Below are 25,772 nucleotides of genomic sequence, written 5' to 3' on the forward strand. Positions count from 1 at the left end.
TCCATCATGTATACAAGTTGGAATGCAAAAAAATGAGTCAGAACAAATGCATTGGCTGGACACTTCAAGAATGGCAAACCGCTTATCTTAACCAAGACATTCATCTTGAAGATTTAATCGACCATGTAGCGCAATTACCACAACCTGATCATGCATGGATTTCAATTGCTACGACAGAAATACTTTCCCAACAAATTGAAGCCTTAAAGCAAAAAGCAGATCAAGCCACAGACCTCAGCAAAGAATTGCCTTTATACGGCATTCCGTTTGCAGTGAAAGATAACATCGATGTTACTGGTTTTGTCACCACGGCCGCATGCAAGGCCCTGACAACTGTTGCTACGCAAGATGCAGAAACCATTCGCCTGCTTAAAAATGCAGGGGCCATTGTTGTAGGAAAAACCAATTTAGACCAGTTCGCAACGGGGCTTGTCGGGACACGCTCTCCCTTTGGCGTAGTCAGCAACACGTTTAATGCTGACTATGTCAGTGGTGGCTCTAGCTCTGGTTCAGCCAGTGTTGTTGCTCGTGGCTTAGTGCCCTTTGCACTCGGAACAGATACTGCAGGCTCTGGCCGTGTTCCTGCTGCATTTAACAATATTATTGGACTAAAACCCACCAAAGGTCGTTTTTCAAATCGTGGGCTACTCCCCGCCTGTAAAAGTTTGGACTGTATTTCGATTTTTGCATTAACGGTAACAGACGCCGACACCATTGCCCAAATGGTAGAACACTACGATGCGCTAGATAGCTATTCACGCCAGCATCCAAAGACTGCACCTGCTAAACTCTCGGCTAAACCACATTTTGCTATTCCCCAAAAACTGGAATTCTTTGGTGATGACCACGCTAAGTACGCCTTCCAACTGGCTGTAGAACAGTTAAAAGTTCTCGGTGCTGAAATTACTGAAATTGATTTTTCAGCGTTTGAACAATTGGCAGCCCAACTCTATCAAGGCTCATGGGTGGCAGAACGTACGGCGGCGGTTGCCGAGTTGTTGGCGCAGCAGCCTGAGGTTTTCGATCCGACAGTACGTGCAATCATTCAAAAAGGTCATGATTTTAGTGCAGTCGATGCCTATAACGCAGAGTACTTAAAGCAAGACTTAAGCCGAAAAATTCAAGATACTTTAGCCCAATTTGATGCATTGATTGTTCCCACCTCTCCAACCATTCACACCCTTGCAGAAATGGAACAGTCACCGATTAGTCTGAACTCTGAGTTTGGGACTTATACCAATTTTACCAACCTCGCCGATTTAAGTGCTCTCGCCCTGCCCGCAGGTTTCCGCACTGACGGTTTACCTTTCGGCATCAGCCTAATTGCACCTGCATGGTATGACCAAGCCCTGATTGAATTCGGAAAAATTTGGCAGATGCATTTGAACTTAAAGCTGGGGGCTTTAGACCGCTATGCACCCATTCCAAAGCTACAGAACTCAGTCTCTCCACATCATATCCGTGTTGCGGTGGTTGGGGCACACCTGACTGGAATGCCGCTGAACTTCCAATTGCTCACCCGTGATGCTGTGCTTGTGGAAACCACGCATACCGCTGAGCACTATGCCCTGTTTGCCCTGAATGGCGCGATCCCGCCTAAACCCGGTCTAGCCCGAGTCGATGAACACGGTCAGCAGATCATTGTTGAACTGTGGGATGTACCGACCGCTCGCTTTGGCGAATTTGTCGCAGAGATTCCGACACCACTGGGCATGGGCAATGTCGAACTGGCAGACGGTCGATGGGTGAAAGGTTTCATTTGTGAACCTTATGGCTTAAACGATGCCGAAAACATCAGTCACTTTGGCGGTTGGCGCACCTATATCCAGCACCGTAACAATTCAAAAGTAGAACAAGCTTAGTCAAATTTAGGAATTATAAAATGTTTAAAACTGTATTGATTGCAAACCGTGGCGAAATTGCCGTACGTGCAATTCGCACTTTAAAAAAACTGGGGATGACCAGTGTAGCGGTATATTCAGACAGTGATCGTTACGCACAACATGTCAAAGACGCGGACATTGCCATTGCTCTAGACGGCTTAAAACCATCCGACACTTATTTAAGCATTGAAAAATTGATTCAAGCCGCTCAAAAAACGGGGGCTGAAGCTATTTTCCCCGGCTATGGCTTTTTATCAGAAAGTGCTGAATTTGCAGAGGCTTGTGAGAAAAATAATATTGCCTTTATGGGGCCAACCGCGACACAAATTTTAGAGTTTGGTTTAAAACACCGTGCACGTGAACTAGCTGCCGCTGCACAGGTGCCTATGACACCGGGTACAGGCTTACTTGAAAGCTTAGATGAGGCAATTTCTGCGGCTACAGAGATTGGTTACCCCATCATGCTGAAAAGCACCGCAGGCGGCGGTGGCATTGGTCTTACCCGCTGTGATAATGAACAAGCCTTAGTTGAAGCTTATGAAAGCGTCAAACGTTTAGGTGCACAATTTTTTAAAGATTCGGGCGTATTTTTAGAACGTTTTATTGACCGTGCGCGTCATGTCGAAGTTCAGATTTTTGGTGATGGTCAAGGTCAAGTGGTTGCATTAGGCGAACGCGACTGTTCATTGCAACGTCGTAACCAAAAGGTTGTGGAAGAAACCCCTGCTGCTCATCTGCCCGAAGCCACACGTCAAAAACTACACCAAGCAGCAGTTGAACTCGGCAAATCTGTCAATTACCGCAGCGCAGGTACGGTCGAATTTATTTATGATGCTGCACGCGATGAATTTTACTTCCTTGAGGTCAATACCCGACTACAAGTGGAACATCCTGTCACTGAGATGGTGACGGGTTTAGACCTGATTGAATGCATGCTTAAAGTTGCTGCGGGCCATGCACTGGATTGGACGGCACTTAGCAACATCCAACCGCAAGGTGCGGCGATTGAAGTGCGTATTTATGCAGAAGATCCAGTTAAAAACTTCCAACCTAGCCCGGGTGTACTGACCGAAGTTGTATTTCCAGACAATTGTCGTGTTGATACATGGGTTTCAACAGGAACAGAAATTTCGCAATATTTTGACCCGATGATTGCCAAAATCATCGTACATGCGGACACCCGTGCACAAGCCATTGAGCAACTAAAAAATGTACTCTCTCAAACTCGTTTAAATGGCATCAGCACCAATTTAGACTATGCACATAGCGTGATCTCTGATGAACGCTTTGCACAAATGCAAATCTGGACGCGTTTGCTAGACGACTTTGACTACGTACCGAATGTGATTGAAGTACTCCAAGCTGGCACGCAAAGCTCAATTCAGGACTTTCCAGGACGTGTTGGCTATTGGGATATTGGTGTACCACCATCGGGTCCTATGGATGACTATGCTTTTCAATTGGCCAATCAAATTGTGGGGAATGATGCTAGCGCAGCAGGTTTCGAGTTCACCCTGCAAGGCCCAAGTCTCAAGTTCCACCAAGACACTGTGATTGCACTGACAGGTGCACCATGCCCTGCGCAACTCGACGATAAGCCCGTGGACTTTTGGCAACCGATTCACATTTGCGCAGGTCAAGTACTCAGCTTAGGACAGGTCGAGTCTGGTTGTCGTAGCTATTTAGCAGTGCGTCATGGGCTCGATGTCCCCCTATATTTGGGCAGTCGTTCTACTTTTGCTTTAGGTAACTTTGGCGGGCATGCAGGACGTGTGCTTCGTGCAGGTGACATGATCAAACTCGTCAATACAGCCCATCCAAATAGCGACACCCCTTTAGCCCCGCAAGAACCACAAGCTCTATCTCCTGCACTCATTCCAAGCTACGGCAGAGAATGGAAAATTGGCGTTCTGTATGGACCACATGGTGCACCTGACTTCTTTAAACCCGAATATATTGAAGAGTTTTTTGCCTCCGAATGGACCGTACACTTCAACTCCAACCGTCTAGGCATCCGACTGTCAGGGCCAACACCAAGCTGGGCACGTGAAAATGGCGGTGAAGCAGGACTCCACCCATCCAATGTCCATGACTGTGAATATGCCATTGGTGCAATTAACTTCACAGGTGACTTCCCTGTCATTTTAGCCAAAGATGGGCCAAGTCTAGGTGGCTTCGTTTGCCCTGTAACCATTGCCAAAGCTGAACTTTGGAAAGTGGGTCAGCTTAAAGCCGATGATAAAATCAGCTTTTATCCTTTAACTGTTGAACAAGCCAATGCCTTAGAACAACAACAAATTGAACGGATCGAAAACTTTGCCCACGCAGCACTTAATTCTGAGCCCCCAAGCAGTGACATTCCACCATCCGCAATTCTTGCCAGCTTAGAGGCAACTGATGTGTCTCCACGCACGGTATACCGCCAAGCGGGTGACAGCTATATCTTACTGGAGTACGGTGACAACGTTTTAGACTTGGCGCTACGCTTACGCGTTCATCAGCTCATGCAACTCATTCGCACAGCCAATATTAAAGGCATATTGGAACTGTCGCCTGGTGTACGCTCGCTGCAAATCAAATACGATGGACTCACGCTTCCACAGCATCAATTGATCGAATTTCTACTCAAGCTTGAACAGCAAATGGGAGATTTAAGCCAAATCAAGATTCCGTCACGGATCATTCATCTCCCGATGGCATTTGAAGACAGTGCAACTTTAGGTGCCGTTGAACGCTATCAAGAAAGTGTCTGTGCCAAAGCACCTTGGCTACCGAACAATGTCGATTTTATTCAACGCATAAATGGTTTAAACAGCCGAGAGCAAGTCAAAGAAATTATTTTCAATGCCCATTACCTCATTTTAGGCCTCGGTGATGTTTATCTCACCGCGCCCTGTGCAGTGCCGATTGACCCACGCCATCGCCTGTTAAGTTCAAAATACAACCCTGCCCGTACCTTTACCGCTGAAGGTACCGTAGGCATTGGCGGCATGTATATGTGCATCTACGGCATGGACTCTCCAGGCGGCTATCAACTGGTCGGACGCACTCTACCCATTTGGAATAAGTTTAAAAAGAACAAACAGTTTGGCGACAAAGAATGGTTCCTAAACTTCTTTGACCAAATCAAATACTTCCCCGTATCTGAGTCAGAGTTAAAGCAATGGCGTGCCGACTTTGAAAATGGTCAAGCACAAATTCGCATTGAAGACACAGAGTTTGACTATGCAGCGTATTTACAACTACTTGAGGATGAAAAAGACAGCATTGCCGAGTTTAGAGCACAGCAACAACAGGCTTTTAGTGCTGAAGTGGGCTTATGGAAAGAAAGTGTTGATCATCAAGAACACCTGTTTGCAGAAGTACGTGATGAGACTGACTACAGCGCCTATGCAGCGCTACATGCTTCGATGACCGGTAATATTTGGAAAATATTAGTGGAACAAGGTCAGATTGTGAAAAAAGGTGAAACCATTGCTATCATTGAAGCAATGAAAATGGAATTACCGGTGTACGCTGCGGATGATGGTACTGTCAAAGCCATTATTTGTCGGGCTGGACAAACCGTTCATAGCGGTGAGCCTTTAGTTTATATGGAATAACGCATGCCGAATATGACACGTGCAGGTTCAAGTTCAGACAATTTGTCTGAACTGGTTTACCAGCAAATAAAAAACGATATTTTTGATTTCAAATTGATGCCGGGTGAACGTTTTACCGAATCCGAAATCGCCTTGAACTATCAGGTCAGTCGTACGCCTGCACGGCAAGCGCTATATCGTCTGCAACAAGAAGGCTATGTAGAGGTAGCATTTCGTAGTGGCTGGACTGTCCGTCCATTGAACTTGCAATACTACGATGAGCTGTATGAGCTACGCATCATGATTGAGCAGTACGCAATTCGAAAGTTATGCAGCAGTGCATCTCAACCATCGAAGGAAATGAAACACCTACACAAAATTTGGATGGTTGCACCTGAGCAGTATCTGTCAAGTTTAAAAGCCATGGCGAAAATTGATGAAGATTTTCACTGCGCATTGGTTCGTGCCATTGGCAATCAAGAAATGATCAAAATGCATCAAGAGGTCAGTGAAAAAATTCGCATTATTCGGCGCCTCGATTTTTCAAAAACAGATCGGATTGAAGCTACCTATGCGGAGCATCAAGCCATTTTGAAGTATATAGCACAGCAACAGGCAGAGCTCGCAGTTGAAAAGATCAGCGCGCACATTCAACAAAGTCGAGATGAAGTCAAAAAAATTACCTTAGGTATGCTCAGTCAGCATGCTGTTGTGAAAGCAAGTCGCTAAGCACTCGATCAACATTCCACTCTCAAATAAAAAAGGCGCCTCATGCGCCTTTTCTTAAACCTTTGGACTTAAGCAGGAATACGCAGCACTTGGCCTGGGAAAATATCATCTGCATCTTTCAACAACGGACGGTTGGCCTCAAAAATTTTATTGTATTGGTTGGCATCACCATAAAATGCTTTGGAAATTTTCGATAAGTTATCCCCCGATTTAACCGTGTAGAACTTACTTTCAGGTTCAGGGCTAGCCACAGTGAGTTGATCATCGACTTGTGCCACATGGTCAATATTACCGACAGCTAAAACAATCTTTTCTTTATCAGCTTGGGTTTGAACTTGCCCTTTCACGGTCGCCAAATCCGTAGTGGAGTTATAGCTGACTGAAAGTCCCGTCACAGGTAAGCCCAATGCTTTGATATGACCCAATAACTTGTTAGCAATTTCTTGAGCAGATGGCTCTGCTGGTGTACTTGGTGCGGCTTGAGGCTCGGCTGCTGCTGTGTTTTTCTTGCCAATGCCTTTAACAAAATCAAAAAGACCCATGTGTATGCTCCATCTTGTTATATCAGTGTTGTTATATTGAATGCTCAAAAATGAGACACCCTTTTTTATACCCAAAAAAGACAACAGATTTGGTAGCGAATAGTCCTCTTAAGGTAAAGCTTTGTAAGTTACCCGAGTAAATAGCAGACTTTAAAGGTGAGTTAGGCGCTTTGCATTTTTGAAAGGCATAAAAAAGCCACCCAAGTGGGTGGCCTTTTCATTCAGCAAAGCTGAAACAATATGTATTAACCTAGTTTCTTAGAAACGTAGTCAATCGCAGATTGTACAGTTGTGATTTCGTTAGAATCTTCATCTGGGATTGTGATGTCAAAGTCGTTTTCGAAAGACATAACAAGCTCAACAAGGTCTAAAGAGTCAGCACCTAAGTCATCCATGAAAGATGCTTCGTTTTTGATTTCTTCAGCCTTAAGACCAAGTTGTTCTGCAACTGCTTGCTTGATGCGTTGTTCGATATCGCTCACAGGAATTCTCCTCATTGCTTGTGGCGTTTTTAATGCCGTTAGTTTAATTGAATCTTTAAAATTTTGAAAGTTTATCCATCAGCCAATTAGCTCATGTATAGACCACCATTTACATGCATTACCGTACCAGTAATGTAATTTGCTTTGTCTGATGCCAAGAAGCTCACCGCATTTGCAATATCTTGTGGATCACCTAAACGGTTCAAAGCCACTTGATCGCTCATTTTTTTACGGATATCTTCGCTTAATTGCTCAGTCATTTCTGTTGCAATAAAACCAGGCGCCACTGAGTTTACAGTGATTTGACGGCTGCCCATTTCTTTTGCAAGGCTACGGCTAAATGCTTCAATACCAGCTTTCGCTGCTGAATAGTTGGCCTGACCTGGGTTGGCAAAATGCGCAACCACAGAACTAATATTAATAATTCGTCCAAAACGTGCTTTGGTCATACCTTTTAAAACGCGTTTCGACAAACGGTAAACTGCTTTTAAATGGATATTTAAAATATCATCCCAGTCATCTTCTGACATACGAAGTAACAAATTATCTTTGGTAATCCCAGCATTGTTCACCAAAACCAACACAGGGCCATAGTTTTGTTCAATGTCAGTTACAAGCGCATCAATGGCAGCACCATCACGAACATCGAGCACTTTACCTGCACCGTGTTCACCGAAGCTTGCAGCCAGTTTTTCTGCACCTGACTCAGATGTCGCAGTACCCACAACAAAATAACCGTCTTGAATAAGTTGCTGAGCGATGGCAGCACCAATCCCTCGACTTGCACCTGTCACGAGTGCAATTTTGCGTTCCTGTGTCATGCAATTTTTCCTTCAGCCACTAAAATGGCATTTAGTGCATCTTCCAAGCGTGATTTACTATCGAGTGGAAATGCTTTTTCAATATTAGGTAGACGTTTTGCCAAGTTTGCCAAAACATTGCCTGGACCACACTCTGCAACATATTGGATCCCTTGATCCTGAATAAACTGCATTGTTTTGGTCCACTGTACAGACTCATATAACTGAGCTGTAAGTGCTTGGCGGACTTGTGCTACATCTGTAGCAATTTCCGCGCCCACATTTTGTATTATAGGTATGCTAGGCAGCTCAATGGCAGTTTGTTCCAAAGCTTCTGCGAACTGTTCTGCAGCAGGCTTCATCAATGAACAATGCGATGGAACAGAAACTGGTAATGCAATCGCTTTGCCACTGTTTTCTTTGGCTAAAGCCATGACTGCTTCAACTGCTGCTTTTTCACCAGCAATTACCACTTGACCCTGAGCATTGTAGTTAGCCGCTTCAACTGAACCTTCAGCTTGACTCGAAACTTGTTGGCATAAAGCAACAACTTGCGCATCATCTAAACCTAAGATGGCCGCCATTGCACCCTTACCTTGAGGTACAGCACTTTGCATTAACTTGCCACGCAAGTTTACCAGCTTGACTGCATCGCCTAAGCTTAGGCTTCCTGCTGCAACCAACGCACTGTATTCACCAAGTGAGTGTCCCGCCAAATACTTTGGTGCAACACCACCAAGTTCTAACCATACACGCCACAAAGCAATGCTGGCAGTTAACATTACCGGTTGGGTAAATTCAGTTTGGTCTAAACCTTCACCAGATTGTGCAATGTGCCACAAATCGAATCCAACCGCTTTAGAGGCTTCTGCAAATGTTGCTTCAACACTGGCAAATTGTTCTGCCAATTCAGCCAACATGCCAACCTTTTGTGAACCCTGACCGGGAAATACAAACGCTGTTTTTGTTGCCTGAGCGACTTGATCAAGTTGTTTCGCAGACATAAAAAAGTCCTTTCTTGTCTTTGCTCTCGTTTATGGAGCGAAAATTTAACACTTAATTTAGGTCGATGTAATTGCCAAATACAACAAAAACAGCAGCGATAAAAATTCGACAACAAAAAAAGGGAGCTTTACGCTCCCCTTTTTTCGACTAAGCTTTAAGCTTAATGCTTCGACAATTATTCAGCAGATGCTTTAGCGAATAATTGACGACCACGGTAGATACCATCTTTAGATACATGGTGACGACGGTGAATCTCGCCAGTAGCTTGGTCTACAGTTAATGCATTCTCGGTTAAAGCGTCATGTGAACGGCGCATGTCACGGCGAGAGCGACTTTTACGGTTTTGCTGAACGGCCATGATGGCTCCTTACAAATCGAAAAATATGGATCAGAACAAATTCAGTTGTCTTATACGGAAGAGTATAACACAAAAATTAGTTAAGTTTACCCTTCAAACTTGCCAAAACATCAAACGGATTATCCCGCTTTTCTTCAACAAGTTCTTCAACGGCAGGTTGGTGCTTATGTTCACAAGCGTCATGCTTAGCAGACAAAGGCATCAACAATAACAATTCATCTTCTATCAGAGACAGTAAATCAGCCGTCGCAGGCGCATCATAGCTACCTTTCGTCGTTGCTTCACTTTCACCTAAGACGATGAAATCAGCATCCTCATCCAAGCGCTCTATCAGTGACTCATCATCCACTAGAGCTAGATGAAAATCTGAAACGAGTTCAATGTTTACCGTGCCTAAACAGCGCTGGCATTCCATTGGAACGTTCGTTTCAACGTGACCATCTAGCCATACAATACGATGATACGCATCCATTGATAGCTTACAGTCTATGTTAATCAATTGATCATCAATTGATCCAACAGCTTCACGGGCTATACGAGCAAAGCGAGACAATGGCAGTGTTCCTGACCATGTAAAGCCTTGTTCGGCCCATTTAAACGGCTCAATCTGTGCCGGAAAGGTATTTGCTGACATAATTAAGGCGGCAATTCTACAAATTCATCAGTACTCTGTCAAAGATTAAGATACAATTTTGTACTTATTTAGACAGACCATTTGGGTAACTTAAGTCATGCATCTGTTGCAGCCGCAAACAGAAGTGAGTATTTCATCACTTGTGAGCACAATTTCAACTGTCGATTCTGACATTTCAAACCGCCAAGCGCAACTCTCGACGTGGAAGAATTTGTGTACAGAAGCAGAACAAGTTGATTGGCTCATCTTACACTTTAATCGTTGGTTTTCCCACCTGAATGTCAACTTGGTTAAAGGTGACTTTGAACCTGAATATTTTCCCGCTACAGAAAGCACCCCTGCGCGTATCCAATTTGCCCATGGTTTTTTTAATAGTGCCTTACATGAAATCAGCCATTGGAGCATTGCGGGTGAACAACGTCGCCTACTCCCCGACTTAGGCTACTGGTATGCACCCGATGGTCGAACAGCGGAACAACAAGCTTTATTTGAACAGGTTGAAATTAAACCGCAAGCCATTGAATGGTTATTTGCTACAGCTTTTGGTCGAAAGTTCCGTGTTTCCTTGGACAATCTGACTGGTGAAGGTGGTGACGGCAACCGCTTCAAAGACCATGTTTTCGCTCAAGTTCAGGCTTATTTTTCAGGCCAAGCCCAATTACCGCGCGATGCTAAACACTTCATTGACTGTATTTGCCTATGTACTCGTGCTGGCAAAACATTACAGAGCGATGAATTTCAAAGAGAAATGCTCGAATAAATTTCACACGATTCACATTTTGGTCATTGAACATCACCGAGATAAAGCGCGATAATGTTGAAAAAACCATCAGGAGATAAAAACGATGCTTCATTTAAGAGTCCATCCTGATAACCCTCAAGCACGCTCAATCAGCCAAGCAGTAGAACGGATTCGCGCAGGCGATGTGGTGGTGTACCCGACCGATGCCGCTTATGCCATTGGCTGCCAGATTGGGAATAAAAATGCCATGGAGCGGATTGCTCAAATTCGCGGCCTTGGGGCCAAACATCAATATGCCATCATTTGTGCAGATCTGTCCGATATTGCCACTTATGCCAAAGTGGACAATGCCATGTATCGTTTACTGAAAAACAATACGCCAGCCGTGACCACGTTCATTTTGCCTGCAACCAGTGAAGTTCCAAAACGCTTGATGCATCCAAAGAAGAAAACCATTGGTTTACGCATTCCAAGTAACCCAGTGTGCCAAATGTTACTCAAAGAGTTAGGCGAGCCGCTACTAACCAGTACTTTAATCCTGCCGAATCAGGAAGAACCGCTGGATGATCCCTATGACATTGAAATGCAACTTTCAAAACGAATTGATGTGTTTATCGACAGCGGGCTGGGCACATTAAGCACCACCAGTATTGTTGATTTATCAGGTGATCACCCTGAAGTGATTCGCCGTGGGCTTGGCGATGTCAGCGCATTTGAGTGATGCGCTGCATTTATTCGCTAGGGAAACTGAATCTCACATTCTCAAGAGATCAACATGACCCTGTTTACGGTTTTGCTCAATCTGAATCAATTTCCCGAGCAACATAGTTTATATGTGCAGCGTCCCTGGACGCTTGAGTCTGAGACTTTGGTGCAAAGCCCGAGTTCAATCAACTGCATTATGCGGGAAAAGAATCTGTACAGCTATTTTCTGCCGATCGCGACCATCCAACAATACTTTAAATATCTTGAACCCAAAAATCTCTGCCTACAAGACAACTGTCAGCGCATCATTGAATTTGCGCTACAAGCACCTGAGTAAATTGTGGATGAATCTTTTCCTTGGCGTCAACTGACGCATTTATTCATATGTTGGACGCACTTTACATCCCTAGGCTTTCAAATCAGTACACATCAATAAAAATTAAAGCACTTCACCTGTGCGGCTTTATCGCTCACAACCGATGTTACTGCAAAGAGCCATCTTCATTTTAAAGTGCGGAAAAAACAGCCTAGTCCATTCTTTTGAGTGGTTCATCTTCCGAAGCAGTTTGCTACTGTACGGCCAGAACATCAAACATATTTCGCCGTACATTGACGATGGATCGTCATGGGCATGAAAAACAGCCACATCATAATCAAATCAATAAGGACAAAAAATGCCGAACCAAGGGAATATAACAAGATTAGGCCTGTTTGCAGTTTCAACTACTCCAGTGCATCTAAGCCAATCCATTACATTCAATTTACCCCAAACAACTATCTCAGCTTCATTTAAATCGAGCCTACAACAGGCTGTATGAAATAAGGAAAAGTTGTGAAAGCCTCATGTCTGGAGCTCTAAATCAATCGGAATACCCAAACATCTAAGCCTTTTTCTTCTGTAAGTCTTTTCTTTCTACTTCGCATTTTCGCGCATTTTTTTCAAAACTAAATACGGTTTTTCAACACCACAACAAGGAAACTTTTAATAAGGGATTGTATATGAACAAGAATAGACCATTAAACTCAATACCGAAACCACTGACACGCATCCTCACCTTGGTCGCAGCTATTACAGCATCACATGTCGCTTTAGCCACACCTGAAACCCAAAGTACAGCACCTCAAGCCCTCAATCAGACAGGCTTGGTCTTACCCCAACCCACACCCACATTTAAAGGGGTGATTAAAGAAACCTTTGAAGGCTCTAAACAAGATTTCCCTCAACCTGTAAAAGCATCTAAAGACGCACCCAATGTGGTGGTGATTTTGTTAGATGACTTGGGCTTTGGACAAGCTGGCACCTTTGGGGGGCCTGTACCGACGCCTGAAATGGATGAGCTTGCAGACGATGGGGTGATTTTCAATCGTTTTCATACCACAGGGATTAGCTCTCCAACACGTGCAGCGCTTTTAACGGGACAAAACCCACATCAAGTTGGAGCGGGAACCATTACCGAACTTTCAACAGGTTATCCGGGATATAACACGATATGGCCCAAGGAAAGTGCCAGTGTGGCCAGAATCCTTAAAGACAATGGTTATGCCACTGCGGCATTTGGTAAATGGCACAACACCCCTGACTGGGAAACATCCCCAGTTGGACCTTTTGAACGCTGGCCAACAGGTCTCGGTTTCGAATATTTTTATGGCTTTTTTGGTGGTGAATCGAGCCAATGGGAACCACAGCTGATCCGCGGGGTGACACCCGTTGAACCCACTAAACGACCAGAGCAAGGCTATAACCTGAATGTTGACTTGGTTGATGATGCAATTGGTTGGATCAATCGTCAAGGCTCAGTCTCTCCAGATAAGCCGTATTTTGTCTATATGGCACCCGGTGCCGTCCATGCACCACTGCATGTCAATCAAGAATGGATTGATAAGTTTCAAGGCCAGTTCAACCAAGGTTGGGACAAAGTCCGTGAAGAAACCTTGGCCCGTCAGAAGAAATTGGGCATTGTTCCTAAAAATACCGACTTGACACCTCGCCCAGACAGTATTCAAGCTTGGGCTGCTCTGAGTGCAGATGAGAAGCGCTTGTTTGCAAAACATCAAGAAGTCTTTGCAGGTTTCCTCGCACAAACAGATCATGAAATGGGACGTTTGATTAAAGCCATCAAGAAACTTCCTGATGCAGACAATACCCTCATTATTTTTATTGCGGGGGATAATGGTGCCAGTGCTGAAGGGACGTTAACGGGTACTATCAATAACCTAATGACTCAAAATGGTTTTCCAGATACCGTTGAAAATCAATTAAAACATATTGATGAAATTGGCGGACCTAAACACGAAAACCAATATCCTGTCGGTTGGGCATGGGCTGGCTCGTCTCCATTTCAATGGATGAAACGCGTCCCTTCTCACTTCAGGGGAACACGCAATGGCATGATCGTTTCTTGGCCTGCAAAAATTAGAGCCACGCATGCGATCCATAACCAATTCCATCATGTTTCCGACATCACCCCAACCATTTTAGAAGCAGCCAATATTCCGCAGCCCAACTTAGTAGATGGTGTAAAACAAACGCCAATGTCTGGCATTAGCATGGCATACAGTTTCAATGATGCAAAAGCCAAAGATCAGCGTCATACCCAATACTTTGAAACGGGTGGACATAGAGCCATCTATCAAGACGGTTGGGTTGCCTCATCCTTCCATGGCGTACCGTGGAAGCTCAGTGGCTCTTTAGGCTTTAAAGATAGTCCGTGGGAACTATACAATATCAAACAGGACTTTTCCCAAGCGCATGACCTAGCAGCCAAAGAGCCTCAACGCTTAGCAGAAATGCAGAAGCTATTCGACCAAGAAGCAGGCAAATATGGCGTTTATCCGTTAGATGACCGTTTTGTGGAACGTGCCTTTAATCCAGAACGGCCTTCTTCAGTTCGTGGCCGAAAGCAATTCACCTATTCAGCAGGAACCACGCGTCTGCCTGAAGGCAGTGCACCACCCATGTATCAGCGCTCGCATAGTATTAAGGCTGACATTGTCATTCCTAAAAACGGTGCCAATGGTGTAATTGTGGCTGAAGGTGGTTCAGGTGGTGGCTTCTCTTTGTATTTGGAAAATGGCATACCTGTGTACAAATACAACTTCTTTGCCCAATCGTATTATCGGATTGCTTCCACCAAAGCATTAGCACCAGGGAAACACAGCATCGTCGTAGACTATCAACAAACTCCGCGTGAAGGTCGACATGGTATTGGCGGACCCGTGACCATCAGCGTCAATGGCGAGACGGTTGCCCAAGGTCAGGTTGAAAAAGTGGTTCCTTACCGCTTCTCAGCAACTGAAACCTTCGACATCGGGATGGACTTAGGCTCAACCGTTTCACCTCGCTACAATGAAAAAGCGCCGTATGCATTCACAGGTCAAATCGATACCGTCACAATCGATTTAAAAGACTAAATATTTTTAAACACGACGATCTGAGATTGATCAATACCCCAAAATTTGAGACTTCAAAGTCTCTGAAGTTGGAGCCGCGCTGAAATACTTTCTTCGTATTTCAGCGCTTTTCTTTAAGGTATTCATCCAATGCCTATTTTGTAGACTGCTTTTGAGATTCATAATGCCGCACTATGCAGCCCCATCTAGCTACTTACAATAAATCGATTATTTTTCAAACCACAGGACTAGGCCCTAAGTACGTCATGTTCTCTTAAACCCAACCCATTTCTGCAGATTTAGCCACGACATCAGTAGATAAAAAGCATCACAAAAATAAATACTCTCTATTTATTTACAGCTTTTTTTGTTATTTGGTCGGTGAAATCATGTATTCACGCCGCAATTTGTTTTACACTAAGCCCTATTAAAATTATGTATTTTTTAAATCGCCTCTACTTTTTCTCCTTAAGTACTGATTCGAAAAAACATAATCATGCCTTTGAAAATTCGCGTGGCCAATAACTGTAATGAATCAATCCGTCCATAATGCCATGGAAGATCTTCCACAAATCCGTGTTATGGATGAGTGGCATGACTCCATCCCCGAGGATTTATATATTCCTCCAGCTGCATTTGAAATTCTTTTAGAGCATTTTGAAGGACCACTCGACTTTCTGATTTACCTGATTCAAAAAAACGGCTTCGACTTATTACAGTTAGATATTGCTCCGATTGCAGCGCAATACCTGTCTTATATGGATGCCATGAAGTCGCTTAACATTGAGCTGACAGCAGACTATATGGTGATGGCCGCACTCTTAGCTGACTTAAAGTCACGTTTGCTGTTGCCAAAAGCACCCAATGCAATCCAAGTTGAAAAAGATCCAAAACAAGAGCTGATTGACCGTTTAGAAACTTATCTCCGTATTAAACAAGCGGCTGAACGCTTAGGGCAAATGCCTATATTAGAGCGAGACACCTTCTCAACCAATGTCAGCTTAGGCCAAACTCTAAACAATAATGACGGTCATGATGTGCAACAGCTGCGTGATGCACTGTTCTGCGTGTTTAACCGACCTGAGCCGATCACCCATCAAATTGCACAAGAACCTGTTTTACTTGAAGAACGCATGGCTTTTATTGAAAGCAAAGTCGCTTCAGGTGAAGTTTTAGTTTTTGAATCTTTGCTGCGTCCCATCCAAGGTCGTATGGGCATGGTCGTGACGTTTATGGCCATTTTAGAGTTAACACGTCAGCAACGTATTCAAATTGTGAGTTCAGGTGTTGAAGCACCACTTTCGATACAAGGAGTCAAAAAATAATGTTAGAACAAACCGCTCCTTTAACGAATGAAGATAACTTGCATGAAGTGCTGATGCAGTTAGAAGCAATTATTTTTGCCAGTGATGCGCCTGTTTCACTTGCGCGATTGAAAGAATCGTTCCAAAATCAATATAGCAAACAAGATTTACGTCAGTTTTTACAACAACTTGCCATGCTACAGCATGGTCGTTCGATCGAACTGATTGAAACTGCTCAAGGTTTTCGTTTTCAGGTTCGAGCAAAATACCGTCAAATTATTGCACAAACGTGGCCAGAGCGACCAACTCGCCTCTCGCCATCGCTACTCGAAATGTTGGCCGTGGTTGCCTATCATCAACCCGTCACACGAGCAGATATAGAACAAATTCGAGGAGTCTCAAATAACAGTCAACTGTTACGCACGTTATTTGATTGGAACTGGATTAAAGAATCTGGTTTTCGTGAACTCCCAGGAAGACCTGCGTTGTTAGTTACGACGCCCCAATTTTTAAATGCATTTGGCCTAAATTCTTTAGGTCAGTTGCCTCCCCTGCAGGATGCCAAGGAAGCTTTTATGGCGCTCGATGCGAATGCACCGAAGTCGTAAATAGGTGAACTGTTGATGATAATTTCTAAGGTTATGCTGTCATGAGTGAAAAGTTGCAAAAGGTACTCGCACGAGTTGGTTTGGGTTCTCGCCGTTATATGGAAGAAGTCATTGCCGCTGGTCGTGTGAGTGTCAACGGCCAAGTTGCCCAAGTAGGTGAACGTATTGAACCAGGTGATGAGCTTCGCATCGATGGTCGTAAAGTATCGTTCCAAATTGAAGATGAAATTCGTCGTCGTGTTCTGATTTACTATAAACCAGAAGGCGAAATTTGTTCACGTAGTGATCCTGAGTCACGTCCAACTGTATTTGAGCAATTGCCTGCAATCGCGAATGATCGTTGGGTAATGGTCGGTCGTCTGGATATTAACTCAACAGGTTTACTACTATTTACAAACGATGGTGAGTTGGCAAATCGCCTGATGCACCCATCGAATGAAATCGAACGTGAATATGCCGTGCGTGTTATGGGTGAAGTGACCCCGCAAATTAAAAACAACATGCTCAAAGGTGTGGTGTTAGATGATGGCCCAGCTAAGTTCGAATCATTCTCTGAAATTGGTGGTGAAGGGATTAACCGTTGGTTCCAAGTGGTAGTAAAAGAAGGTCGTAACCGCGAAGTACGTCGTATTTTTGAATCGCAAGGTTTAAAAGTCAGCCGTCTACTCCGTACACGTTATGGCACGGTTATTTTACCGCGTGAATTACGTACGGGTCGTTGGATGGAGTTGGACAAAAACGACATCGACAACTTAACCAAAGCCGTTGAGTTAAAACCACGTCAAGGCACAGGTTTGTACGGCATGGCAAAACGTCGTACTGAACGTATGCAAGAAAAACCAATGGCTGCGCGTCGTGGTGGTTTCTTACGTCAACAGCGCCGTGACAATGAAGATGAAGGCCAACAACAAGCGAAGCCAGCTTTCAACCGTGAACGCCGTGAAAATCCAAATGGACATAGCCAGCGTCGTCAGGACAATGCACAAACAGGTTATGGCCAACGTGAACCACGCCAAAACTCAGGCTACGCACAACGTGACAGCCGTCCAGAGAACTTTGGCAACAAAGGCACCTATGGTCAACGCGACGCACGTGATGAAAATGCGCCACGTAAACCTTTTGGAAATAAAGGCTTTAAGAAGTTTTAATTTTTAAAGTCAAAATTTGAGCCACTTTCGAGTGGCTCTTTTTATATGTATTTACGCTGCACAATAAGCCTTCTTTCTGTTCTAGATCAGAAAGAAGCTGTAAGCTCTTCATAAAAACGCCCAATCTATTGAGCGTTTTTATTATTACAACAACAGCCACCCATTCATGCCACACTTTGCGGAATGGCACTGAGCAAACGCTTGGTATATTCATGCTGTGGTGACTGGTACAAATCATCCGAATTGGCTATTTCCACCAAATCACCATGATTCATGACCATGATTTGATCTGAAATATATTTCACCACTGATAAATCATGTGAAATAAAGATATAACTCAGTCCAAATTCATCCTGTAAATCTTGCAGCAAATTCAGTACTTGGGCTTGTACCGAAACATCCAACGCTGAAACAGACTCATCACAAATCAAAATTTCAGGTTTTAAGGTTAGGCAGCGCGCAATCGCAATACGTTGACGCTGTCCGCCTGAAAACTCATGTGGATAACGATAAAAAGCCTGTGCAGGTAAGCTCACGCGTTCTAACAAGTCCAAAGCCATCTGTTTGCGTTCAGCATCATTCGCTCCGATCCCATGCACTTGCATCGGCTCCATTAAAATCTGCCCGACAGTAAAACGAGGATTGAGTGATGCATAGGGATTTTGGAAAATGATTTGAATCTTGCGTTGATACCGAGCAAACTCTTTTTCTGACATGGCTAAAATATCTTGACCTTCAAACAGCGCTTTTCCTCCTGTCGCCTCCTGTAAACGCATCAGCAATAATCCGATGGTAGTTTTCCCCGAACCAGACTCACCCACCAAGCCCAAAGTCTTGCCTTTTGCCAGTTGAAAACTCACGCCTTTGACCGCTTGAAATTCCTCTTTTCCGAATAGTCCTTTACGACTATAAAATGACTTTTTAAGGTCACGCACATCTAAAATAACCGCTTCTTGGCCAGTTAAGCCGCGAGATCTTTGTTGAAGTGACTCGACATCGACGCTATGCGTTTCAATATAGTCATCGCCCTTTTGTTGCATAAAGTCACTGATCATCGGCAAACGCATGGGACGTTTAGATAGTTGCGGACGGCAGTGCAACAACGCTTTGGTATAGACATCTTGAGGACGTTCAAGTACATCTTTAACCCAGCCTTGTTCACGAATTTGACCATGCCGCATCACGATTACCTGATCGGCAATTTCCCCGACCAAAGCCAAATCATGGGTAATAAACAGCATCGACATTTGATGCTTCTTCCGCAGAGACTCCAACAAATCTAAAATTTGCTTTTGAATGGTGACATCCAGCGCTGTCGTCGGTTCATCAGCAATCAATAGTTTGGGTTTACACGCAATTGCCATAGCAATCATGACGCGCTGCTGCTGCCCACCCGACAACTGCCCCGGATAAGCATCAATCTTGGTTTCAGGAGATGGAATCCCAACTTCTATCAAGAGTTCCAAAGCACGTGCACGCGCCTGCTTACGACTCATGCCCAAGTGTAACTGCAAAATTTCTGCAATTTGTGAACCTACCGTAAACACAGGATTCAGTGATGACATCGGCTCTTGAAAAATCATGGCAATATCTTTACCGCACTTTTTCCGCATTTCACGGCGTGGTAAATCGAGTAGGTTTTGTCCCTCAAACAGAATTTTACTGTCCGAAGAAATTTGACTGCTTTCTGTAGGTAATAGCCCCATAGTCGCTAGCGATGTGACCGACTTTCCACTGCCTGACTCCCCAACCAAGGCCACAGTGGTATTCACTGGAATACTAAAACTGATGCCTTTGACCGTTTCAATGTACTGCTTTTCTTCATTTTTAAAGCTGACACGCAAGTTTTCCACCTGAAGTAAGGCTGGCGCTGTCGTATGATTAAGTTCAGACATTCTCATGCTCCTATTTCAGTTTCGGGTCTAATGCATCTCGCAGTGCATCGGTAAACATTGAAAATGCAGTGACCAGAACCGCCATTGCTACCGAAGCGGCCGCTAACTGCCACCACTTGCCTAAAATCAATTCACTTTGCGCCTCATTCAACATACTGCCCCATGAGACCACACCAACAGGGACACCAAAACCTAAGAAGCTCAAAATCACTTCTGACTTAATAAAGGCCACCACTAAAATTGACATTTGAACCAGTGCAATATGACTGATATTCGGAAATATATGCACAAAGATACGTCGGCTATGACTCACCCCAATTGCTTTTGCCGCCAGCACATATTCCCGCGAAGTATGCTTCATATATTCGGCACGAATTAATCGATATACTCCCGTCCACCCCGTTAAACCCAAAATCAAAACAATGGATAAAACACCTTTTTGTTGCAGTACTGCGGCAATCGCTAAAACCAAGAGCAAATAAGGAATCGAAGTGAAAATGTTATAAAACCAGTTCAAGACATCATCGACCCATCCGCCAAAGTAGCCCGAAATGGCACCTAAAACCGTGCCAATCACCACAGCAAGAAAAGCTGCGACTAAGCCAACAATAATTGATGTTTCTGCGCCTTTAATGGTTTTCAGTAAAACACTTTGTCCCCATTTGTCGGCACCTAAAATCAGGCTTTGCTTGAGTTCCGCTTGCTGATCTAGTAAATGACCACCCAGCGCTTGATCAATCGCTTTCATATCTTCGGCTAAAGGATCAACAACTCCATAGTAATCAATTGCCCCACCCACACCCTGTTCAGCAGCAATTTCTGCATTGAGCTCACGAATCACATCTTTTAAAGGATCAACAGGATTTTCAGGCACAGCCGCTTCGACTTTTTGTGTTTCACTTTGCGGGAGTGGCACTACAGCTGCGCCGATAAACGTAGGTGGTGCATAACTCACCGCGACTTCTTTATTCCAATCTTTGGCAATTAAGCCAGTCGATGACAGGACTAACAGCACCAAATAAAACAACACGATGAGGAGAGAAAACATCGCGATTCGATCGCGTTTTAAACGGCGCATGGCGAGTTGCCATAGTCCTGTAGACGCTGTTGTAGGTTCAGCAGTATCTGGTTTTCTTTTAGTGAGAACACTGAGCATAATTCACCTACTTCAACTGTACACGTGGATCGACCCATTTATAAATCAAATCGGCAATCAAGTTGAAAAACATCGTTGCGAGGGCAACGTACACGGTAATGGCTTTAATCACAGGAAAATCACTGCGCTCTACTGCAATAATCACTTCACGACCAATGCCCGGAATACCAAAGAAGCGCTCAATCAAAAATGCACCAATCAGCAAAGCAGGTAAACTTGCCATCACGTCTGTAATAATCGGAATTGAGGCATTGCGTAGCACATGCACACCTAAAATGCGCCGTTCGCCAATCCCTTTGGCACGTGCAGTACGAACATAGTCTTGATTGACTTCATCCAAAACAAAACTACGATACAACCGTAAAGTCGGGGCAATACTGACCACCAACATGATCAGAATAGGCAATAAAGCATATTTAAACAGGTTCTCGCTAAAGCTATCGCTCCAGCCTTGTACCGGAAACCAGCTCAACTGATAGGCAAAGACATACTGAAAAACAATGATATACACCAAGATACTGATCGACATGCCAATCGTACACAGCATCATCACCATACGATCCGTTAAACTGCCGCGCACGGCTGCCACCGCCAAAGCCAACACAATAGAAATAATGGTTTGTAAGATCGTCAGTGGAATAAGCAAAGTGAGTGAAGGCCCGAGTCGTGTCATGATGATTTGCGATACTGACTCCCCTGTACTCCAACTCAGCCCATAATCAAATGTCAAAATCTGCTTAATGAAAATCCACAATTGCACATAATAGGGCTGATCGACCCCAAGCTGCTGTCGGATATTTTCAATCTGTTCAGGATTCGACATTTTCCCTGCCAAAATATAGGCAGGGTCACCACCGACCCAGTTAAACAAGAAGAAAATCAGCAACACCACCCCAAGCATGGTCGGGATCATTTGCCAAATTCGGCGAATAATATATGCCAGCATAAAAATGCCCCTTATTTCACCCGTTGACCGGTAATTTCATCGAAAAAGGCTTTGTTATCAGGTTCACGACCCAAAAAGTCTTTGACCAATGCTTTGGCAGGTTTTTGACCGCCTTGGGACAAAATGGTTTGACGATAGTGCTGTCCCACTTCAGGGTTATTTAAGTTATCACCAAAGGCTGAAAGCATGTCCAACGCCATCACTTCTGACCACATATAGCCGTAATAACCGACTTGATAACCACCCATGATGTGACCAAACTGCCCCGGGAACTCGGTGGTTGGAACATAACCCAAGGCCGTTGCCCCTTCCATTTTTTCCCAAACCTTTAAGGGCTGAACGTCTAGCGCATCACTACCATGTAGCGCCATGTCATACTGTGCATACAACGTCTGACGAGCATAATGCAAACCGCGCCCATAGCTATGTACGGCATTGAGTTTCGTAATCAACGCATCATCCACGCGTGGGCAGTCAGGTTTGCAGTAGTCCGCTACCTTTGACAAAGTCTCTTTACGTCGTGCCCATTCCTCATACATTTGTGACGGTGCTTCAACAAAGTCTCGCTCAACCGAAGTTCCTGACTGAGATGAAAAACGTGTGTTGGATAAAATGCCATGCAGCGCATGACCAAACTCATGTACAAAAGTTTCTAACTCATCACTATTTAAACCATTGCGGTTAAAGTTAGTGACCAGTGCTGAAATCGGTTTGCGTCCAGTTAGGCTACTGCCGCCATAAACACCCCACACAGCAGCATGTCCATATTTACCTTTACGTGGAAATTTATCCATATATAAGCCGCCGAGCAGTTGCCCTGTTTTGGCATCTGTCACATCGTAATATTCCACTTCATCTTGCCAAACCTCGACTTTTGCAGGCTTAAACTTAATGCCATACAGGTTTTCAGAAATGGCAAATAGCCAGTCTTGAGAGGCTTGCGTTGGAAAATACTGACGTAACTGTTCTTGATCGACCTGATACTTGGCTTTGCGTAACTTTTCACTCCAATATGCTTCGCTCCAGCGCTCAATACTGGCTTGCTCAACAGGGATATTTAAACTTTGCGCTTTAAACTCACGTAGAGTTTGAACTTCCTTTTTCTCTAGGGGCGCCACGGTAGCATGTACCTCTGCCAAGAATTTATTCACGGTTTCAGGGGTTTTCGCCATCCGACTTTGTAGTACCCACTCCGCATAACTGGACTTGCCAAACAGTTGTGCTAACTCATAACGTAAGTCCATGGCTTGCTTCAACAGCGCCAGATTTTTCTCGCCACCACGCCGAGTAAATGCCATTTGATAACGCTTACGTGCATCATCGTTATCTGCCAACTCCATAAACGGCCGATAATCGGGATACTCAAAACCGAGTAAATAATTGCCTTTGTCATTTTTCTTTAAACCGTCGATATAACTTTGTGGCAAGCCTTTTAGCTCATCAGGGCTAAATTCAAGTTTTTCAGGATTATCACGGACATTACGCGCATACTCTTGTTCAATTTTTGCCAGTTCATCAAAAATCGCTTTTAAACGTGCTTGTTTATCTGCTGAAAGCTGTATCCCGGTTTTTTCAAAACCTTCCAAAATATCTTCACGGAACTTGGCTTCAATTGGATCAGCAATTTTTATTTTCTTAATTTGTTGATATAGCTTTGGATTCTGATACACATCGGTTTGGAATTGGCTAATTTTAATTTCACAGTTTTCAGCCGCTTTACGCAGTGCTTCATCAGGGTCAACATTGCTATACAGACCAATCGGGCCGTAAAAATCTTCAAATGATGCAAAAATACGATCCCATTCAGCCAATACAGGCGCTGCTGCCGTTTCATTTTTAAGGGGCTTATTTTCAAACGTTTTAAGTTGCTTTTTCACATCCGCAATTTTGGCATTACACATTGCAGGGATGTCTTTGGCTTGAAAGCTGGGTAATGTTTGGCGCGGTGCTGTTTCCGCCAAAGCCATCTGACTCATCCCTAGGCCCAACATGCACAATGCAGTGAATTTAAAATGTTGCTTTTTCATCATGACTCCAGTTTTGTTTAATTTCTATTTTTTCAAATCAATATCGATATACATCCACTCTGCGGGCAGTATGGGATGCTTTTTAAAACCAATCACACGCGGTTGTGCCAAGATATTGCGGTAACGCGCGCCAATCACCTGTACAGGCATATACACTTCCAGCAGACGTGACATTTTGGCGTAGATTGCATCGCGCTCTGGGCTTGGTGTCATCTTTTGGGCTTGTTCATATAGGCGGTCATATTCAGGAATTTTGACGCAGCCATTGTTGGTAATCTTGATGTTTTTGCCATAAAACAGCTGCATAAAGTTATCTGCATCTGGGTAGTCTGCAATCCATGCTGATGCTTTAAACATGGTTTTACATTGTTTTTCTAATTTCAAAGCCTCAGCAAAAGGCATCGACTTGGTGGTCATTTTAATTTTGATACTGTCTAAGGTTTTCTTCCAAAACTCAGCCTGTTGTTGACTGCGTAAATTATTGCCCGAAAGCGTCATCTCAATCACCAAAGGTTTGCCATTCGGCTGAGTACGCCAACCATCCGCAGCTACTTTATAGTGATAACGATCTAACAATAAATTTGCCGCTTTGACTGAGTAAGGAATACTGCTTCGATAATTGGGATCATAGCCCACCACACCACTTGGAATCGGTGCTTGCAGTTTTTGCGAATCGCCTTTTTGTAAAATATTGATGTAATTATCGGCTGAAAAAGCCATCGCCATAGCACGGCGTAAGGCAATTTTATCTTTACTTAAGCCGCCGACTATTGGGTTTTGCATGTTCCAATAATGATAGTCAATCGAAGGATCGGTGATCCGTGACAGCTGTACACCTTTCTTAACCAATTCAGGTTTTAACTTTCCATCTTGCAAGGCTTGAACCGTCAGCTCACCATCTAAGGCAAACAAATCCACTTCATCTTTAATAAAGGACAACCAGCGTGATTGCCCCTCTTCCATTACCTGAATATCAATCTCGCCAATTTGCGGCATTTTTTTGCCTTGCATGGCTTTGACGATCTTTTGATCCTCAGGCGTACTGGCCTTAAAGTTCCAAACAAAACTTCGGAAATCAGGATTGGCCTTTAAAATAATCCGCGAACCCGGCGTCCAACGACTGAGCATATACGGCCCCGTTCCTGTTGGATGCCCCATCACAAAACCCGCTTTGTCACGATATTTTTCGATGACTTCCCGTGCAACTGCACCTGCAGGCTGATGCGCAAGCAACATTGGAAAGTTCTGATCTGGGCTAGTCAGGCGAATAACCAAGGTATAACGGTCTGGTGTTTGCAAGCCCGCGACAGATTGGTCGTAATTGAATTTTCCCGTTTTCTGCGCCTGTTTCAGCAAAGCCTCCATCCCTAAGATTCGCCCATCGAGCAGCCAACTGTTGGGTGAATGCAAGCTCGGATCCAGTAAACGCTTAAAGGTATATACATAATCGGCCGAAGTCAGCTCACGCTTTTTACCTTTAAACACTGGGTCAGCAGCAAAATAAATCCCCTTTTGCAGACGAATGGTATAGGTCAATCCATCCGCACTCACCTCGGGTAAAGCCGCAGCTGTTCGTGGTACCAATTTCGCAGGTGAGGCCAAATAATCATAGGTAAACAACGTTTCAAAAATCGAACCGTTGACATGCGCCGAGTACAAATCATGCACGCCCGCAGGGTCAAAGCCTGTTTCAGCCACAGGAAAAACATAACGTAAAACTTTTTTCGGGTCGGCAGGACTTTGCGCAAAACTGGAAACTGAACTACTCAGCAGAATACTGCCTGCCAAAATTCCCAAACCCCATCGTTTCAATTTCTGATTTAGATCTCTCATTATG

21 protein-coding genes are annotated in these 25,772 nt (G+C 44.2%); 10 read left to right on the top strand and 11 right to left on the bottom strand.

Going from position 1 to position 25,772, the window contains the following annotated elements:
• Positions 1–32 precede the first annotated feature (32 nt).
• Genes atzF through F946_RS12865 form a run of 3 tightly spaced genes read left to right on the top strand, consistent with a single transcriptional unit; the run spans position 33 to position 6,193 of the window.
• Positions 33–1,862, top strand: coding sequence for an allophanate hydrolase (gene atzF, locus F946_RS12855; RefSeq protein ID WP_004982931.1), 1,830 nt, complete (start codon positions 33–35; stop codon positions 1,860–1,862).
• Positions 1,863–1,882: 20 nt separating this feature from the next.
• Positions 1,883–5,485, top strand: coding sequence for an urea carboxylase (uca, locus tag F946_RS12860; RefSeq protein ID WP_004982934.1), 3,603 nt, complete (start codon positions 1,883–1,885; stop codon positions 5,483–5,485).
• A 3-nt stretch (positions 5,486–5,488) separates the two neighbouring features.
• On the top strand, positions 5,489–6,193 hold the full coding sequence (locus F946_RS12865) for a GntR family transcriptional regulator (protein WP_004982936.1): 705 nt from the start codon (positions 5,489–5,491) through the stop codon (positions 6,191–6,193).
• A gap of 68 nt (positions 6,194–6,261) precedes the next feature.
• On the opposite strand, the gene lysM is transcribed toward F946_RS12865, so the two are convergent.
• The 6 genes from lysM to F946_RS12895 all read right to left on the bottom strand — a co-directional run bounded on the left by lysM (position 6,262) and on the right by F946_RS12895 (position 10,014).
• Entirely contained in the window at positions 6,262–6,735 is a 474-nt protein-coding gene (gene lysM / locus F946_RS12870) for a peptidoglycan-binding protein LysM (protein WP_004982938.1), read from the bottom strand.
• Positions 6,736–6,980: 245 nt separating this feature from the next.
• Entirely contained in the window at positions 6,981–7,217 is a 237-nt protein-coding gene (gene acpP, locus F946_RS12875) for an acyl carrier protein (RefSeq protein ID WP_004695351.1), read from the bottom strand.
• A gap of 86 nt (positions 7,218–7,303) precedes the next feature.
• Positions 7,304–8,038 (bottom strand): 3-oxoacyl-ACP reductase FabG, encoded by a 735-nt coding sequence (fabG, locus tag F946_RS12880; protein ID WP_004695350.1) that lies wholly within the window; start codon positions 8,036–8,038, stop codon positions 7,304–7,306.
• Positions 8,035–9,021 (bottom strand): ACP S-malonyltransferase, encoded by a 987-nt coding sequence (gene fabD, locus F946_RS12885; protein WP_004982942.1) that lies wholly within the window; start codon positions 9,019–9,021, stop codon positions 8,035–8,037. Before fabD ends, fabG begins: the two co-directional genes overlap by 4 nt.
• A 176-nt stretch (positions 9,022–9,197) precedes the next feature.
• Positions 9,198–9,380, bottom strand: a complete 183-nt coding sequence (gene rpmF, locus F946_RS12890) for a 50S ribosomal protein L32 (RefSeq protein WP_004695348.1) — start codon at positions 9,378–9,380, stop codon at positions 9,198–9,200.
• A gap of 76 nt (positions 9,381–9,456) precedes the next feature.
• Positions 9,457–10,014: a YceD family protein gene (locus tag F946_RS12895; protein ID WP_004982945.1), complete on the bottom strand. Its 558-nt coding sequence runs from the start codon at positions 10,012–10,014 to the stop codon at positions 9,457–9,459.
• 97 nt (positions 10,015–10,111) lie between these two features.
• Between F946_RS12895 and F946_RS12900 the strand changes: the two genes are divergently transcribed.
• From F946_RS12900 to rluB, 7 genes are all read left to right on the top strand, one after another.
• Positions 10,112–10,774 carry an elongation factor P hydroxylase gene (locus tag F946_RS12900; RefSeq protein WP_004982947.1) on the top strand — a complete coding sequence of 221 codons (663 nt, stop codon included), beginning with the start codon at positions 10,112–10,114 and terminating at the stop codon, positions 10,772–10,774.
• Between the two features lie 85 nt (positions 10,775–10,859).
• Positions 10,860–11,477, top strand: coding sequence for an L-threonylcarbamoyladenylate synthase (locus F946_RS12905; RefSeq protein ID WP_004695345.1), 618 nt, complete (start codon positions 10,860–10,862; stop codon positions 11,475–11,477).
• A 54-nt stretch (positions 11,478–11,531) separates the two neighbouring features.
• Positions 11,532–11,798: a hypothetical protein gene (locus F946_RS12910; protein WP_004982949.1), complete on the top strand. Its 267-nt coding sequence runs from the start codon at positions 11,532–11,534 to the stop codon at positions 11,796–11,798.
• A 662-nt stretch (positions 11,799–12,460) separates the two neighbouring features.
• Positions 12,461–14,872: a sulfatase-like hydrolase/transferase gene (locus tag F946_RS12915; protein ID WP_004982957.1), complete on the top strand. Its 2,412-nt coding sequence runs from the start codon at positions 12,461–12,463 to the stop codon at positions 14,870–14,872.
• 509 nt (positions 14,873–15,381) lie between these two features.
• Positions 15,382–16,176: a segregation and condensation protein A gene (locus tag F946_RS12920; RefSeq protein ID WP_004982959.1), complete on the top strand. Its 795-nt coding sequence runs from the start codon at positions 15,382–15,384 to the stop codon at positions 16,174–16,176.
• Positions 16,176–16,763 (top strand): SMC-Scp complex subunit ScpB, encoded by a 588-nt coding sequence (gene scpB, locus F946_RS12925; protein WP_004982960.1) that lies wholly within the window; start codon positions 16,176–16,178, stop codon positions 16,761–16,763. The genes F946_RS12920 and scpB overlap by 1 nt, the downstream gene beginning before the upstream one ends.
• Before the next feature lie 41 nt (positions 16,764–16,804).
• Positions 16,805–17,911, top strand: a complete 1,107-nt coding sequence (rluB, locus tag F946_RS12930) for a 23S rRNA pseudouridine(2605) synthase RluB (RefSeq protein ID WP_004982962.1) — start codon at positions 16,805–16,807, stop codon at positions 17,909–17,911.
• 164 nt (positions 17,912–18,075) lie between these two features.
• Here the strand turns inward: rluB and F946_RS12935 are convergent, their stop codons facing one another.
• From F946_RS12935 to F946_RS12955, 5 genes are read right to left on the bottom strand one after another with little or no spacing between them, the layout of a single operon-like run.
• The gene (locus F946_RS12935; RefSeq protein WP_004982963.1) at positions 18,076–19,806 is read right to left on the bottom strand and encodes an ABC transporter ATP-binding protein; all 1,731 of its coding nucleotides are present in this window, start codon (positions 19,804–19,806) and stop codon (positions 18,076–18,078) included.
• A 10-nt stretch (positions 19,807–19,816) separates the two neighbouring features.
• A complete protein-coding gene (locus F946_RS12940; protein WP_004982964.1) occupies positions 19,817–20,962 on the bottom strand; it encodes an ABC transporter permease in 1,146 nt (381 codons plus the stop codon).
• Positions 20,963–20,969: 7 nt separating this feature from the next.
• Positions 20,970–21,908: an ABC transporter permease gene (locus tag F946_RS12945; protein WP_004982966.1), complete on the bottom strand. Its 939-nt coding sequence runs from the start codon at positions 21,906–21,908 to the stop codon at positions 20,970–20,972.
• An 11-nt stretch (positions 21,909–21,919) separates the two neighbouring features.
• Positions 21,920–23,935, bottom strand: a complete 2,016-nt coding sequence (locus F946_RS12950) for a M3 family metallopeptidase (RefSeq protein ID WP_004982969.1) — start codon at positions 23,933–23,935, stop codon at positions 21,920–21,922.
• A 24-nt stretch (positions 23,936–23,959) separates the two neighbouring features.
• Positions 23,960–25,768 (bottom strand): ABC transporter substrate-binding protein, encoded by a 1,809-nt coding sequence (locus F946_RS12955; protein ID WP_004982972.1) that lies wholly within the window; start codon positions 25,766–25,768, stop codon positions 23,960–23,962.
• Between the last annotated feature and the right edge of the window lie 4 nt (positions 25,769–25,772).

This window comes from Acinetobacter johnsonii ANC 3681 (genome assembly GCF_000368805.1).
GTDB lineage: Bacteria > Pseudomonadota > Gammaproteobacteria > Pseudomonadales > Moraxellaceae > Acinetobacter > Acinetobacter johnsonii.

Excerpts from the sequence above, each read along its gene's own strand:
- atzF (WP_004982931.1), top strand. The coding sequence starts at position 33 with ATGAGTCAGAACAAATGCATTGGCTGGACACTTCAAGAATGGCAAACC.
- uca (WP_004982934.1), top strand. The coding sequence starts at position 1,883 with ATGTTTAAAACTGTATTGATTGCAAACCGTGGCGAAATTGCCGTACGT.
- F946_RS12865 (WP_004982936.1), top strand. The coding sequence starts at position 5,489 with ATGCCGAATATGACACGTGCAGGTTCAAGTTCAGACAATTTGTCTGAA.
- lysM (WP_004982938.1), bottom strand. The coding sequence starts at position 6,735 with ATGGGTCTTTTTGATTTTGTTAAAGGCATTGGCAAGAAAAACACAGCA.
- fabG (WP_004695350.1), bottom strand. The coding sequence starts at position 8,038 with ATGACACAGGAACGCAAAATTGCACTCGTGACAGGTGCAAGTCGAGGG.
- fabD (WP_004982942.1), bottom strand. The coding sequence starts at position 9,021 with ATGTCTGCGAAACAACTTGATCAAGTCGCTCAGGCAACAAAAACAGCG.
- rpmF (WP_004695348.1), bottom strand. The coding sequence starts at position 9,380 with ATGGCCGTTCAGCAAAACCGTAAAAGTCGCTCTCGCCGTGACATGCGC.
- F946_RS12895 (WP_004982945.1), bottom strand. The coding sequence starts at position 10,014 with ATGTCAGCAAATACCTTTCCGGCACAGATTGAGCCGTTTAAATGGGCC.
- F946_RS12900 (WP_004982947.1), top strand. The coding sequence starts at position 10,112 with ATGCATCTGTTGCAGCCGCAAACAGAAGTGAGTATTTCATCACTTGTG.
- F946_RS12905 (WP_004695345.1), top strand. The coding sequence starts at position 10,860 with ATGCTTCATTTAAGAGTCCATCCTGATAACCCTCAAGCACGCTCAATC.
- F946_RS12910 (WP_004982949.1), top strand. The coding sequence starts at position 11,532 with ATGACCCTGTTTACGGTTTTGCTCAATCTGAATCAATTTCCCGAGCAA.
- F946_RS12915 (WP_004982957.1), top strand. The coding sequence starts at position 12,461 with ATGAACAAGAATAGACCATTAAACTCAATACCGAAACCACTGACACGC.
- F946_RS12920 (WP_004982959.1), top strand. The coding sequence starts at position 15,382 with ATGAATCAATCCGTCCATAATGCCATGGAAGATCTTCCACAAATCCGT.
- scpB (WP_004982960.1), top strand. The coding sequence starts at position 16,176 with ATGTTAGAACAAACCGCTCCTTTAACGAATGAAGATAACTTGCATGAA.
- rluB (WP_004982962.1), top strand. The coding sequence starts at position 16,805 with ATGAGTGAAAAGTTGCAAAAGGTACTCGCACGAGTTGGTTTGGGTTCT.
- F946_RS12935 (WP_004982963.1), bottom strand. The coding sequence starts at position 19,806 with ATGTCTGAACTTAATCATACGACAGCGCCAGCCTTACTTCAGGTGGAA.
- F946_RS12940 (WP_004982964.1), bottom strand. The coding sequence starts at position 20,962 with ATGCTCAGTGTTCTCACTAAAAGAAAACCAGATACTGCTGAACCTACA.
- F946_RS12945 (WP_004982966.1), bottom strand. The coding sequence starts at position 21,908 with ATGCTGGCATATATTATTCGCCGAATTTGGCAAATGATCCCGACCATG.
- F946_RS12950 (WP_004982969.1), bottom strand. The coding sequence starts at position 23,935 with ATGAAAAAGCAACATTTTAAATTCACTGCATTGTGCATGTTGGGCCTA.
- F946_RS12955 (WP_004982972.1), bottom strand. The coding sequence starts at position 25,768 with ATGAGAGATCTAAATCAGAAATTGAAACGATGGGGTTTGGGAATTTTG.